The following is a 14,323-nucleotide window of genomic DNA, read 5'->3' on the forward strand; positions in this document are numbered from 1 at the left end:
CATCGAGAGCGCACAGATCCATATGTCCACCCACACCACTCTAAAGGCCAGAGTCGAGGTTTTGAGCTTCAACGAGCCCAGCTGCGCGACGCGAGCTCGGATCATGGCGGCGCTTATGTAGCTTACGCCAGAGCGAACCAATCCCTTTGTCTACCCGACCCACAGATGGCTAGTTTTTGTCGCACGAGCATCTGTCCTGCCCTTGAGGCTTCCCACGGGATCTCGTCGAGGTCAGTGGCGATCTCCTCCGCGCTACGCAGTTCGCGCCTTCGCAGCGACGCGAGCATGCGCTGCTCGAGCGTGACGAGATCGAACGTCGGTTCGACGTTTCCTTCTTCGAAACGGTCGCACCAGAGGAGGTAACCGCGCCAGACAATGAAATGGCTGCCGCATCCTCCGTCCCGCCAGACCGATGGATAAAGGGTCGGCCTGCCGGTCCTCATATCAAGGCTCCAGGCCTTTCCCGCGCGCGGATCGAGATTGACGACGAGCGTTTCACCGCATCCATCCGGGCAGCGTATGAGGAGCGACCGCAACGTGCCTCGCTGGATCACCACCGCGTCCCCTGGAGCCGCGAGCATCTTCCGTCCGTCCTCGCGGTATTCCGCCGCGCCGAGCAGGTTCACTTTTCTCGCAACCATGCTCATGTCTCCCTGTCCGTCAGTGCGCGCGCCAGGCCGGCCGCAACGGCGTATCCTTTCGCGCGTCTGAAGCGGTCCGCCGCAGGACCATCATCCCATTGACAACGCCTGAGGAGTTGAACGGCGACGGCGGCTTGGTATTCGGTGGAACAGCACTGTATCGCGATTCCCATACGCCTCAGCTGCCGGACCACGGTGGACATCCAGCAGAACTTGCTGGTCGGATCGCAAGGACCGGGCGGATGCAGGAAGGATGTCGGGGCGTATAGGCGATCGATTTCCGCCGCCCAAATGGCATCTTCGTATTTCTGAGCGTCGCACTCGGGTGGCAAATGAAAGGCAAGCCATGTCTCGAGAGCGGCCAGATCCGCCGTCAGAGGAGCAGAGCGGACGACGGACGCAAGATCTATCACGATCGCATGGTCGTTGCGCACGCGCACGTTTTCACCGTGGAGATCGCCATGCGCCGGCGCGGCACGATAGCGCTGGCTCAGTTTGCACAACTGACCGAGGATGATCTCCGGCTCTGCAGTGATCCCAAGGCGGGAAGCATCTTCGGTGTAGCGCGACTTCAGCTCACCAGGACGCAGGATCCCGGCGTCAATCATCGCTTGGGCTACCGAGCCTTCGACCGAGTCTTTCCCGTACGCCTGATCTCGCCAGCCTCCGAGTGTTTCTTCGATCAGCGACGTCACAGCCCGCGCCGCAAGATTGTGGCGCGCCAAGCTCCACAAGGATTCAGATCGGTCGACGAAGTTTCCGACCAAAAGACCACGCTCCGCGCCGAATACCGGGTCGTGAATGTTCGGTCTCAGGCCAAAAGGAATATATCGATCCGCGTAGTCCCGGTAGTTCCGGTATTCCTTCTCGATCTTATCGCGTCGATCAAGTTTCGCAAAATCCGGCTGCGGCCATGCTCCGGCATTGGACGTATGGACGGTCATGTGAATGGCGAACACCCGAGCTTCCGACAGCCCGCCCGTAAGTTCCTCCAGCACGATGCGGCTGCAGTGCGCGAATGCGCGTTTGAAGAGTATCTTGTCGACCTCCCGTACCGGCTCGCGCTCGCCGGCGACCTCGATCTGGAGGCCCGCGCGAGGTCTTTTTCCGGCGTCGTGTCGTGCGATCTTCTCGGCCAGGGCATGCGCCGCTAGATCGGTGCGCGCCGCCACTCCGGGCATGTTAAGAACGGATTTCGAGAAGGCCTGCACGCGCCCCATCGTTTCGTCGTCATCCGCGACGATATCTATCCTCAGCCCGCTGTCGATCAGCGTTCTCGCGTGGGTATTGGCAGCGCGCAGCACATCCTGGGGCAGATCGGACCCGAACTGAAACACGGCGGCACAGGCGTTCGCTGCGTCGACGCTCGCCCCGCAGGCGCAGTATCGCAGGCTGAGGTCCCGCTGCAGGAATTCGCACTCGGTCTCTGCCGTGGGCGGCGGCCCGAACCACAATACTTCGGGTCGCGCCTCAGCCATTCTTCGTCCTCGTCCGGACCGGTAGCCCCCATGAGGGGCCCTTCGCGAGCGCGCCTCGTCGCGAACAAACGATGCAATCCTCGACTCTTCTCGCCTGCGTCGGCCGTACCCTGCCTCTGAATCCGTCGTAAAGCTGGAAGCGCGCCTGGCCCGGCATCGAGGTCACGGCGGCCATGAACATGGTGGCCGCCAGCGGCGCCGCGGTCGAATTGATCGACATAACGGCTGGTTGCGGCTGGTAGGCGCCCACGAGGTAGGGATCCGACGCTCGCTGCTCCGGGCTCATCATCTCGCGTCGGATCTCATTTGCATCGAGCGCGGCCGTGCACGTCAGACAGGGCAACTCGGGAGCCAGCATTTGCACGCGCCCGGTGATGTGGGTGACCGAGCCGTCCCGGACGGTAATGCTGGTCCCCATGTCGATCGTGGGCACCAGGTATTGGTAGGCGATGTGGCAGACCACTGCCCTGCTCGCATGGGAGTCCGTGCAGAGGAAGACGAAGTCGAGGCCGACAAGCTCCGCCGCGACGTTCGCATCGACCACGTCGGCTCTCAGTCCCCGCACTCGCGTGGTCGGCGAGCACAGGAGTATCTCCCTTTCCGCGACGGCGATCTTGGTCATGCCCACGTCAGCCGGGCCGGCTGCGGCCAAGCGATTGAGGTTCGTGGTTTCGACCACGTCCGGATCGATCAGCACGAAATCGCGAACGCCGAGGCGAGTAAGCTGTTGGACCAGCACCGACCCTGTGCCACCCAACCCGACCACACCCACCTTCAGCGACGAGATTGCGCGCTGACCATCGGCACCGAAGGCGCGCACCTGTCGATCGTACTGGACTTCGCTGCCCTCGGTGGATCCGTTGGACGACAGCAGGACCAGTCGCTCGCCGACCTCCCAGACTGGCACCTCTTGGCTCGTACCGATCCGCCGCGACCGGCAGCCGGCCCGCCCCAACACGAGCGCCAAGTGTTCGCCTGCAGGAGCGCGGCGACGCAGGTAGCCGGCCAACGCGACCTCCCCCCATCGTCGACTGCGGAAAATCGCGGATGGCCCTGTTCGAACGGATGCGTATGCACCAGCACGACGCTTCGTCCTTGGGCGCGCGCGCGGTTGGCGACCTCTACGATGAATGCGGGTCGGAGCGTGGCTGACACCTCGTCGCGATGCTCGTAGGCCGAGGCAGCCACCGCCTCTACCTCGTCCACCAACCAAGTACCGGTCTGCGGATCGTGCACCGAATAGGCCAATTCTCCGGGCCGCCGAACTCATTCGAAAGCACACTGGCGTATCGGGAGAGGCGGCTTCGGCTCCAGCCCAAGCTGGTGAGGCGGTAGCCGCGTCCAAAGAAGAGTTGGAAAAGACCGCCGAGCGATTCCGAGAGGAATTGGGATTGTCGGCGGACGAGCCGCTCGATTCGCTGCGCGTCGAAGTCGAGGGAACGCGGCTCTTTAAGTTGACGGAGACGGAGTTTTTCGGTCGAGCACTCGTTGACCGCCTTTCGCTTGTCGCTTGCGACGAATGGTCCGCGATGAGCGTTCCGCTCAACTATACCGATGACCTGTGGGCAGTGCTCCTTAACGATTGCCACACCGTTGAGCGACAGCGGGTAACGGTGATGGAGGAATATTGGCTCATTCTGCTCGGGCACAAAATTGACCAAGATCGCGCGGGTGGCCGACGGTTACGGCCGCACTTACGACCAGGCCGAGGAGCACGATGCTTTCTACCTTGCTTCTGCCACGCTGCTTCCGCGGGCGGCCATCCTTGACGCAGTCTCCCGTCGGATGACTTCGGCAGACATCGGGCTGACGTTTGGCACCTCTAGCGAACTCGCCGACTACCGCATCAAGAGATTGGGACTTTGGCGCGAGCACATAGGCAAGAGGGTTGGACTGTGTTCTGACTAGACACCGCGGCAGCGCGGCGCCGGGTCGCGCTGGCCGCGCTGCCGCTGTTTGCCACTCAGCCATTGCTTGCGATAATCGGGCCGTCGCTTGGAATCGCATCCGACAACATCGGCATCGTCGCGTCGTTGCCGATGTTGGATGCGCCGCCGGATCGTTCTTCCTCGCTCCGCTGACCGATCTAGACTGGTCGACCTTCGCCGACTGGTGTTGGTTACACTGGGCGTGGGAGCTCAGCGCTCGTGGGGGTCGGCCGCTCTTCTTCTTGTCGGCGTTCGTTGTTGGCGTTGCGACAACCGCAACCCAAATGCTGATCCCGCTTGGCGAGCCTGGCCCGAGACAGTTCGCGGAAGATCGATCGGACGCCTAATGAGCGGCCTCTGTCTCCCCTACGGCAAGCCTTGCCGCCGATGCGCTCGGCTGGCGCGGCGCCTTTCTGATCGACGCCGCCGGCCCGGCGATCGTGCTTCTGGTCCTGATCCGGTTTCTGCCGAAGACGCCGTCCACCCGTCGAACGACGCTGCCCTGCTACGCTCTCTAGGGATATTGCTGTTGAAGGGAACCGGTTCTCCACCGACGCGCACTCGACCAAGGGGTGTGCATGGGCGCGTTCGGCGCGTTCTGGACTGCAGTCACTCTGAGGTTGGCAATGCCGCCATTCGGATTTTGGTTCTGTGGGCATCGCAGTATTCGCGTTGGCCGGCGTCGGCGGAGCAATCCGCAACCTCCCATAACTGGTAGTTTGCAACTGCTGCTGAATAGTTAAGACATTAGGAAGACCGTTCACTGATCAAGCGTTCACTGATCAAGCGATCGTGTCGCCGAGCTTTCCCGCCGCCGGAGCGCGCTACACGTTCGCGAAACACGTCTCTTATATCTTCGTGATCAACCAGCGCCAAACTGAAGGAGCGGTGATGATGCAAGTCACGGCTTTGTCCACTCCCGACGCATGCGCGACGAACCGGGTCGATGCGCCATGGTCCGATCAACCCTTGGCGATTCGCCATCTTGCCGTCATCCCCGACGGCAACCGGCGTTGGGCGGAACGATTCGGCCTGCAGTCGATCGACGGCTACCGGGCAGGGGGACGCAACGTTCATGCCCTGTTGTCGTGGTGCAGCGAGGCTGGCATTCCGATGGTCACGCTGTGGCCGTTGTCTGCAGAAAACCTGAGTCGCGATGCGGAAGAACTGCACGCATTGCTGAGCGTCATCGCCGATGTTTTTGAAGAACTTGCATGCAGCGGCCTCTGGCACCTGCGCGTAATCGGCGACCTGTCCCGTCTTCCGCCCGATGCCGAGCGCCGCATTCGCAACGCCGAGTGCCATACCGCAGGCATCGCCGGGCTCGACGTGAACATCGCCGTCGGATACAGCGGCCGCCTCGAATTGCTGCATGCCATCAGGACGCTGATCGCGGACCACCTCACGGCCGGCACCGTGGACACGCTGCAGACTGACCTGGGTCCTGAGTCGATCGCGAGTCGGCTCTATACGGCAGGGCAATCCGATCCGGATCTCGTTATCCGGACTTCCGGAGAGCAGCGGCTGTCGAACTTTATGCTTTGGCAGTGTGCGTTCTCCGAATTTCATTTCACGCCCGTTTGCTGGCCTGATTTCAGCCGCGCGGATTTTGAGGAGGCGCTCAGGGTGTATCGGTCGCGGCATCGCAGATTCGGGCAATGAAGTCTCCCTGAACCGTCGACCGGAAACGCTCGTCATGAATGCGCCATGCAACACCGACCCCGCACGCGCGCCGGCCACCTATCCTAAAGGGTGGTTCGCGATCCTGGCCAGCGACGAGATCCGGCCGGGCGAAGTCGCCGCCGCGCGTCTGCTGGACAAGGACGTCATACAGGCGCATGCGCGTGCACGGGGAGCGCCGACTGGCCGCCGCGCGTGTCGCTCAGGTACCGCTGGCCCGCGCACGAAGTTAACGGCCTGCAGCACAGGTGGCATCGCCATGCGCGCTCACCACCAACGCAGAAGCGACAGTATCGAAAGCAATGATACTTCCCGGAGATCGCACATGAATCAATCGGCACATTCGAGCAATCCCGAAAGCAGGCTCCAGCCCAACAGCGCACTGCTCGCGAGCAAGCTACGTCTTCCAGCGTTTTACTATCCGTTCCCCGAGGGGCGCGATCCGAACACCGACGCCGTGGAAACGGAAGTAGTGGAATGGGCGGTCCGCCATGCCCTTGTCGGGCGCGGCGACAAGGGTGAAACCATGCTGCGCAGCCTCGGCCCGGCCGACGTACTCGGTCGGATGTATCACCGGATGGACCGCGAAGCGTTCCTGGCTGCATCGATCTGGAGCGCGTGGATGTTCCTGGTGGACGAGCACTTTTGCGAGGTAGGCGCGTATCATGGATCGCCGGTGGGACTTGCACAATTCCATCTCTGGCTAAGGGCGATCTTGGCCGATCCGCGCGGATACGACTGGCGGTCGATGTGCCGGGAGATTGTCCGCTGCCTTCCGGCCGAATATGCCGAACTCTGCATCAGGACAGGGGAGGCGACCACCGACATGGCGCAACGCATCGAGAAGGTCAGCAGCCCGACGCAATACGTGCGATGGACGGAAGGCATGACCTGTTATTTTCTCGGCACCATCTGGCAGGTGGGACTCGACATGAGCGGTCCGCCGCCAAGTGTGAAGGAGTATTTGCTCGGCCGGGCCAGCTTTGCCGGCGCGCCACCTACCTGCGCGCTGGCCGATATCGTCGCCGGATACGAGGTGCCGGCGAACGAGTACCAGCGCGTCGAGGTCAGACGGCTACAGACCTTGGTGGGTACCGTCCTCAGTCTGTGCAACGACGTCGTGTCGTTCCCGCGCGAAATCGGTGTAATCTGGAATCTGCCGAACATCCTGACCGCACAGGGCATGTCGCAACAGGAAGCCATCACGAATACGGTGCGCATCCACAATGATGTGGTGCGCGAGTATCTCGACCTGGAGGCGCGAATCACATCTTGGGCGGGCACCGAGCTTCAGCGTTTCCTCCACGATATGGGCACGCTGATGCGCGGTCACTACGACTGGGCACGGCAGCAGAAACGCTATGCGGCGACTGACAACTATTTCTTCGATGCACCGGTTGAGCCAGAAGATTTTCGAGCCGCCTGAACAGCCAGCGCACCGACGGTCGGACGTCATGGATGATTGGCAGGGAAGGCATGGTCGAGTTATCGGGTGCGAAACGGCACCACGGCAGGTGTAACGACAACCAGAAAGCGGGCGAGATCGGTTCGTGGACATTTCCGTCTCCTTACACAGAGTTGGAAATCCCATGTCAGTTGGACGGACCTTTCTCGGGTAGTCCCACATAGCATCGTTTTTTTGCACGCCTTCCCGCGTGAGCGCTCGGACTCACCATCGGCGCAAGCGGCTGGGCGACAAGCCGCCAAGCATAGTGCCCGGCACACGGCCCCTCGACCACTTGCAGCCGACTCGAAGTGCGGCTTCGGCTCAGCTTGCCGCAATCATCCGTGCGACCGACCTCACATGGTGACGGCCCCTCCCGAGGCGCAGCAAAATGGATGGTTGGATAGTGACGGTCGCCATCTTCAAGGAAGACAGCGACGACGAGTTCAGGCATGTAACTTACGCGGTTGCGGTCACCGACCCGGCGCAAGCCGTGAAGCTGCCCCTGAAAGACTGCGGCGCAAAGGCCCGCAATGCTAAACTGCCCGATCGAAACGGAGCAGTTGCAAAGGCTCGGCGTGGAGCCCGGCGAGTTGATCGCTATACACGATGACGAGATCGATCCAATCATCTCGCGACCCCGACGTCACTAAAGCGCTGCACGTCTGATCTCGTTCAGCGGCGTCCGATTCGTGACATGTATGTCCGGAAGCCGCCACCACAGTACAGGTAGTCAGCCCGCACGAGGCGTGAAAGCGCACCGTTTTACTTCTGCAGTGTGACCGTCTGGCACGCGGGTTGCTGAGCCATGTATGGCTTGGTTGCTTGCCGATGACCCTCGTGAAACGGCCAACTCTCCACCAGCAACTGGTGCGGGCGGCTCCTCCCGCCGTCCGCACGCTTTCATTGAGCTGGCCTTAGCGGCGTGCTTCGTGTGGATCAGGACCGTGAAAAGGCTGCGCACCGTCTCGCCCCTCTAGCATCGTGACTTGTCTTGGCACGCGAGTTGCTGAGAGACGTTTGGACTTGACTTCTCATACTTCGCGAAACCTCCATGAGTTGGCCACTGGGCTCCTTGGTTGCTTGGCCCCGATGTCGCGGGACACCAAGTCGTCAAAGTCAGAACTAGCGCGGGCGGTCCGCTCCCCGCCCGCGTATCGTGTTGCCAGCGACCCATCATAGGATTCTCTCGGCAGAGATCGCTTGGTCTACGGTACAAATCCGGGGAGAAACTATGTGATCAAATACCGAATGCTTTTCAAACAAGCAAAGCCCCTTACTGACCGTCTATTGGAAGAGGCGGCGCGCTTAAGGAGCTGCGCTGGCCAAATGCCGGCATGCGCAAAGCGCGACGCGATATTGCGCAAAGCGCGCGAGCATCAAGTGACCGCCCACCTGGAAGATTGGATTAGATCGTCCGGGCTTAGGCCCCCGACTTAGCTGGTGACCCTCATCTTACCCGTGGAAGCTTCAATCCGAAACGCTTGAACACCTGAGCGCTGATCTTCTCTTGCGCCTCGCGTAGCTCAGCCTCGGTGCCGCTGAAATCCTCGAAGTGAACCGGCCGGACCGTTCGAGCTATTGTCAGCCCCACTTCCTAACTCCCAGAGCTTCGGAGCGGGTTGATGATCTGAACACCCTCGAAGTCCTTTTCATTGCCTGTCACGACGACGCAGTGGTTGGCCTCGGCGATCGCAGCGATGATAGTATCGAGCGCGCTTCTGGGGCGTTGCCTTCCCACCAGCCATAAGACTGGCCCAGACGAGGCCAGCTTTCTCGTCAAACGGCAGGATGCGGCCAGGGAACAGCGCCTGCGGACCATCAGGGCCCGCAAACCAAGTTTCAAGGCTGCTGCGCTTCTTGCCCTTCGGTTTTTCTAAGATGCCTCGACGGATTTCGGCAACGGTAAGCGAAGCAAGGAAGAGGTCGTCGTCCTTCTGAACGCCCATCCAGGCCAGCAGCGAGCCCGACGGCTCCGGCCTTATGACGTTGCTGATGATATTGGTATCAAGGAGGTAGCGCGTCACAGATCGACCTTACGTCCCTCTTCTCGCGGCCGGCTGAGGTCGAGATCGGCGCCAACCAGCGGTGACCCCGTGACGATGCATCAGTCGCTCGACGCGACCGCGGCTCGCCCCGTGGCCCTGGGCCCTCAGCTCGGCATGGATGCGCGGGCTGCCATAGCGCCCGCAGGCCTCGCGGTGGACCCGTTTGATGTCGTCGACGAGCGCACGATTGGCGGCGGATCGCCGGCTCTCCGGGCGCGCGCGCCAGGCACAATAACCGGCCGGCGAGACGCCGAGCACGTCGCACATCAGTGACACCGGGTAGTCGGCGCGGCGATCTTCGATGAAACGGAATCTCATGTCCGCGTCCCAGCAAAGATCGCGATCGACTTTTTTAAAAATGTCGCGCTCCATGCGCAGCGCGCAGCCGCTCGTTTTCTCGCTGCAGGCGAGCGATCTCCGCCGCGTGGTCCGCCGACGGCACCGTCGCTTGCGTTGTGGAGCGCCGCGCCGTTGCCGTCGGCTCCCGCCCAGACCCACGTTGCTCCACCCAGCGTCGCAACACCGAATTGCGCAGGCCAAGTTCCTTGGCCACCGATCCGATCGGGCGTCCGCTCGAAGCAACCAGATCGACTGCTTGCCGCTTGTAGTCGTCTGTAAACGACCGGCGTTGACGTGCTTCCATCCGACACCTCCTGGCTCCTCGAGCCTAATACAGGTGTCCATCAATTCGGAGGAGGTTCAGGCGAGGAGCCGTAGCCGGTGATGCACGGACACGAGAAGTCAGACCCCGCCATACTAGCAACGAAGCTGACGAACAAAGCAAACGTCGTCCAAGCAGACAAGTTCACCGGAAAATTCAGCCATCACGCCTTAGCGAATGACGTCCAAGCGACGAGATATCGCGACCGCCTCAGCACGGCTGCGGGCCCCCAACTTCCGATTGATGTTTCGAAGATGCGTGCGGACCGTAGTTTCTGACGAGCCAACCTTTATCGCGATATGCGTGTTGGAACACCCTTCGGCGACGCGCTCCAGAATCTCGATTTCCTTTGGCGTCAATGGCTCTGCGAATTCGTCCACGCAATCGAGGCCGTCGGATCCGACGTAACTCGTACCTGAGGCCTGCACCAAGTTCTTCAGGTATCCAAGCAGAACCGGATCTGGATTCTTCTTTGATCCCGTTTGTTGCAACGTTTGAAAGCGCCTGACGAGGCGCAAGATCGGCTCACCCTGATCTAGCACGAGACGCATGAACCCTTCTCGGCTGGCCTGCCGAAGGACGCCTGCGAGGACGTCCATTGCAGCTGCTGGCTTTCCACTTCGCTGCAACAACAAGCTCTTGAACATGCGCAAAACTAAGGTACGTCGATGTCGTCCTTGTTTCGAACACTGGGAAATCTCCTCGTCAATTGCACAAACGCTCGGTCCAGTTCGCCCGGTCCATATTTGCATCCGAAGATGTCCAATCAGAGTATCTTCAGTCTCATGCGCGAGCAGGCGCTCGCCCCGAACACGTGACCATATCTCGGAATCGCTTGCGCGATCCAGCTCCGTTCGCGCTGCCTCAAGATTGTCCTGAAGCAGGAATAGTCGCGCCCGCTCTAGCTTCGCGCTCGCTACGAGGCGGGGCAGATTGCGGGCATAGCCCACGTTTTCCAAGCTAACGAGGATTCCAAAAGCCTGGTCGATGTCACCGTTCAAGTAAGCTGATCTGCTACGGATCGCGTGCCCCAAGATAACATGATCGGGAAGTCCGACCTCCAGCGCCACAGGCATGTACACGTCGAGCAACCGCTTGGCGCCTTCCAAATCGTTGCGTTCATAGAGCGCTACGGCATAGAGGATACCTGCCCATGCGTTGCCGCTTAGATCGTTGGGCGAGTTGTCGATGGCCGCCAGCGCGGACTTGAACCAGCCGATTGCTTCGCTAAGCCGCCCAGCTTGAAAGGCCAAAAGCCCGCTCAGCGATTCGCTGTACATGTGTACGAATGCGCTCTCTGCACCTGAGCACCTCGCCGCCTCCAGCAGGCGTCGGGCCTCCGCCTCTTCTCCAGCAACCGAAAAGAGGTAGGCGGCCGCGTTACACAACACGCCATCGGCAAACGAATTCGCGGTAGGAAGCCGTGCCAAGGCCGCCTTGGCGGCTGGAACAGCCTCCTCGTAGCGATCCTCAATTCCCAACAACAGTGGCGTTAAGGTATTTATATATCCGGTAAGGCCAGGAGCATGATTGTCTTCCCCTTGCCGGATTAAAGCTAGTCGTTTTGCCGCCTTATGTGCGCCACGGGTGAAAAGCGTTGCCCAGACCGAGATGGCGGCTAGAACACGGTGATTGTGCAATTTCTCAAAAGAGAGAGTATCGAACCACCTGCCGAGAGTCCGAAATCTCCCCTGCTCAAGGAGGCGAGGCGCGTGACGGTCAAGCAACGACAGCGCCCGTGCATCGTCGCCTGCTTCAAGAGCGTGATCAATAGCCGGAACCGGTCGACCGTGGCTGTCATACCAGGTCGAAGCAGCGAGGTGGAGAAGCAGCACATCATGCGGATGATCTCGTTTCAACCTTTCACGCAGGAAGTCCACGAACAGATGGTGAAACCTATACGAACGTGGTTCTGTTCCGGCCGCAACTATGAACAAGTTACGCTTCTTGACGGTCTCAAGAAGCTCGTCCGCATTCATCCCGGGCAGAAGCGCTTGGCATACTGGCAGTTCTATGCGCCTGAGAATGCTGGTTCGAAGCAAGAACTGTCGAATGGCTTCCGGTTGACTTGCAACAACATCCTCCGCCAGAAATTCGGCAATAACCTCGGTGAACCCTGACAATCGTTCGAGATAAGGTCCTACATCCTGCTGCTGAGCCAGCGAGAGAGAGGCAAGCCAAATGGCAGCGATCCAGCCTTCGCACTTGTGGTGTAAGAAGCTGATTTGGTCCGTCGAAAGATCCAGCCGCCGAGCCTGAAGCAGATACTCCTCCGTTTCGCTCAAATGAAACCTTAGGCTCTCCGCCGATATCTCGAGGAGACGTCCTCTTGCGCGCTGCCTAGCCAACTCGAATCGAGGGAAGCTACGGGAGGCCATAAAGATCCGAGCAGATCCGCTCAGGCGATCAATAAGCTCCCGAACAATCGATAATGCAGCGGGATCATGTAGCGCTTCGCAATCATCCAAAAACAGAGCGACGGAAGCTCCGCGAGACGCGGCCTCGCCAAGCGGCAACGCAGAGTCAGCCCCGATGATCCCTTTGCCGATGCATTCTAGCGAAACGCGGAGCGATGCAAGAAGGCGCGGAACTTCATTATCGGCCGGATCAAGTGTCAACCAGGCAACTTTGGCGCCATCGCTTTCCAGGCGTTCACGAAGCTGCGCCATTGTCGTTGTTTTGCCGAAGCCTGCCGGCGCTTGCAGCAGAACCAACTCTGCGCAGCTGCTATCACAAACTGCGCTTAAGATGCCCCTTCGCAAAACCTGAGCACTTTTTCCGACTCTTGGGCAAGCCCTCCACGCGGAAGCTACTGATGCCTGCGGGAAGAAGCTTGACAGAGCACCGGATGATAAGATCGCCTTCGCTTCAACCTGGGTGTCCGGCTTCCTGTTTGCTCTAGTCATTGACGCACCGCGAAATGGACTAAATGTTAGCTGTGCGGTTGATCAAATCATGAGCGGTTCGGCTCAACAAGGCCGCTCTGTTTCTGCAAGGCCCCGCTTGGGGCCCCAAGCATTGCCTCGCGAGACCCAAAGACAACTGCGGCAAAGCGTACCATGACTGTTTCGTGACAACCATGTGACGTCCGAGCTGTGCGACCTCCCCCGAACGAGTATTCCGCACACGGCTCCGAGGTCGCCCGTCAACTATCTCCGAACAGAAAGCCCAGCAAGACGTATCTATGCCCTTCGGTTACATCCAAGGCTTCGTGTAGAAGGGAGGAGGAGAATATGATGGCCGTACCGGGGTCTGGCCGATACCGCTGATCTCCAAATTCTGGAAACCGCAGCTCCCCACCGGCGAACTCTGCTGTGTTCAGATTTATTGACAACGCGAATCGTCTATAGGTCGTCGGCGGATTGTTATCGCGATGTCCGTGAGTGGATCCTCCGCGCCGTCCTTGGTATCGCGCCAATCGAAGCGTTTCGCATTTGGTTATCCGATAGTGGAAGGCCTTAAATATCTCCGGCCATACTCGATCCAATCGACGATTCAAGAAGGCAACAGTGGTGCTTTCAAAGAAGAAATGATCAATTCGATCTTCTCTCCCATTTTCCGGAATACGAATCTTAAAATCGGAGCCGTTTAGGAAGTCTTGGACGGGCTGCGGTTCAAAATATGTCTGCCCTCGCTTTTCAAAGGCTTGAATAAGGCGAGCGCAATCATCGTGACTAAGGACTTCAGGAACGAGCAGGACCGGCGGATGCATCTGCATACTCACAGTTTCTCGTTCCCAGGCTGTAGTCTGAAGCACTGACAAAGCTGCAGGCAGCAGTGTCTCTTGCCTTCCGGTGAAGATCGCGGCCACATGGTAGTTGCGTCGTAGAATCACAATTGAAGGACGATCGCGCGGTGCCGAAAAGTCGAGGAAGACTTGCCCAGACAAATCCAGGAGGATCGGGAATTTGACGTCTAGCGAGCTGTCCCACTCCGGGCTGATCGCATATACGTGCGCCGCCTGGGCCGTCAGCTGGCCCAGATTGCGGGAAAACGACCTCAACACTTCTCTGCCGCTTGCCGACGGTTGAGGACAAAAAATGAGTACGAGCGGGCGCCCGGAAACTGAGTCGGCGCGCAGGTGGATAACTCTGCCTTCGGTGTCAGGAAGTTTGCAATCGGGAGCAATGTCGCCCGGCTCAAGACGTTGCAAGGATCGCTCAGGGAAACCCGGGCTCGGAGATCTTTTCACAATTTCAAACCTGATCTTGGGAGTCGCGTCCCAACGCGAGCCTTATGACACGTATTTGAGAGCGGAGTTCCGGAAGGCCCACTCCAACCACACTTCTTCCGTGCGACCAACTTGCGCGGCGCACATCGTGCTCAGCCGCATCACCGCTCTAGTAGCGTCGCCTCCGTTGGAACGAAACTCATAGGCCGGAATGTCGAGAGAACTAAGGAACCGGGGGCCTGATATCTGGAGGGCCCCGCTTCTGCTTGATG

General features: G+C 59.9%; 9 protein-coding genes and 2 pseudogenes. 3 read left to right on the forward strand and 8 right to left on the reverse strand.

Going from position 1 to position 14,323, the window contains the following annotated elements; translation table 11 throughout:
• Window positions 1–122: 122 nt before the first annotated feature.
• The 3 genes from AAFG07_RS31230 to AAFG07_RS31240 are packed head-to-tail and all read right to left on the reverse strand — an operon-like array spanning window position 123 to window position 3,128.
• Window positions 123–647 carry a DUF6527 family protein gene (locus AAFG07_RS31230; protein ID WP_342723585.1) on the reverse strand — a complete coding sequence of 175 codons (525 nt, stop codon included), beginning with the start codon at window positions 645–647 and terminating at the stop codon, window positions 123–125.
• Complete coding sequence (locus AAFG07_RS31235; RefSeq protein ID WP_342723586.1) at window positions 644–2,119, reverse strand: hypothetical protein; 1,476 nt, start codon at window positions 2,117–2,119, stop codon at window positions 644–646. Before AAFG07_RS31235 ends, AAFG07_RS31230 begins: the two co-directional genes overlap by 4 nt.
• Entirely contained in the window at window positions 2,112–3,128 is a 1,017-nt protein-coding gene (locus AAFG07_RS31240; protein WP_342723587.1) for a ThiF family adenylyltransferase, read from the reverse strand. Before AAFG07_RS31240 ends, AAFG07_RS31235 begins: the two co-directional genes overlap by 8 nt.
• A gap of 644 nt (window positions 3,129–3,772) precedes the next feature.
• On the opposite strand from AAFG07_RS31240, the gene AAFG07_RS31245 reads away from it, so the two are divergent.
• From AAFG07_RS31245 to AAFG07_RS31255, 3 genes are all read left to right on the forward strand, one after another.
• Complete coding sequence (locus AAFG07_RS31245; RefSeq protein WP_342723588.1) at window positions 3,773–4,027, forward strand: ImmA/IrrE family metallo-endopeptidase; 255 nt, start codon at window positions 3,773–3,775, stop codon at window positions 4,025–4,027.
• A gap of 812 nt (window positions 4,028–4,839) precedes the next feature.
• The gene (uppS, locus tag AAFG07_RS31250) at window positions 4,840–5,709 is read left to right on the forward strand and encodes a polyprenyl diphosphate synthase (RefSeq protein ID WP_342723589.1); all 870 of its coding nucleotides are present in this window, start codon (window positions 4,840–4,842) and stop codon (window positions 5,707–5,709) included.
• Between the two features lie 343 nt (window positions 5,710–6,052).
• Complete coding sequence (locus AAFG07_RS31255) at window positions 6,053–7,153, forward strand: hypothetical protein (RefSeq protein WP_342723590.1); 1,101 nt, start codon at window positions 6,053–6,055, stop codon at window positions 7,151–7,153.
• 1,615 nt (window positions 7,154–8,768) lie between these two features.
• Here AAFG07_RS31255 and AAFG07_RS31260 read toward each other — a convergent pair.
• From AAFG07_RS31260 to AAFG07_RS31280, 5 genes and pseudogenes are all read right to left on the reverse strand, one after another.
• Window positions 8,769–9,198, reverse strand: a pseudogene (locus AAFG07_RS31260) (type II toxin-antitoxin system VapC family toxin).
• Window positions 9,199–9,300: 102 nt separating this feature from the next.
• Window positions 9,301–9,591: pseudogene (locus AAFG07_RS31265) on the reverse strand (IS3 family transposase); the annotation flags it as partial.
• On the reverse strand, window positions 9,572–9,862 hold the full coding sequence (locus AAFG07_RS31270; protein ID WP_342723591.1) for a transposase: 291 nt from the start codon (window positions 9,860–9,862) through the stop codon (window positions 9,572–9,574). The pseudogene AAFG07_RS31265 and the gene AAFG07_RS31270, both read right to left, overlap by 20 nt.
• Before the next feature lie 188 nt (window positions 9,863–10,050).
• Window positions 10,051–12,594, reverse strand: a complete 2,544-nt coding sequence (locus AAFG07_RS31275; protein WP_342723592.1) for a LuxR C-terminal-related transcriptional regulator — start codon at window positions 12,592–12,594, stop codon at window positions 10,051–10,053.
• A gap of 431 nt (window positions 12,595–13,025) precedes the next feature.
• Complete coding sequence (locus AAFG07_RS31280; protein ID WP_342723593.1) at window positions 13,026–14,033, reverse strand: 2OG-Fe(II) oxygenase; 1,008 nt, start codon at window positions 14,031–14,033, stop codon at window positions 13,026–13,028.
• Window positions 14,034–14,323 lie beyond the last annotated feature (290 nt).

Origin of the sequence: Bradyrhizobium sp. B097 (assembly GCF_038957035.1) — a bacterium.
Lineage (GTDB): Bacteria > Pseudomonadota > Alphaproteobacteria > Rhizobiales > Xanthobacteraceae > Bradyrhizobium.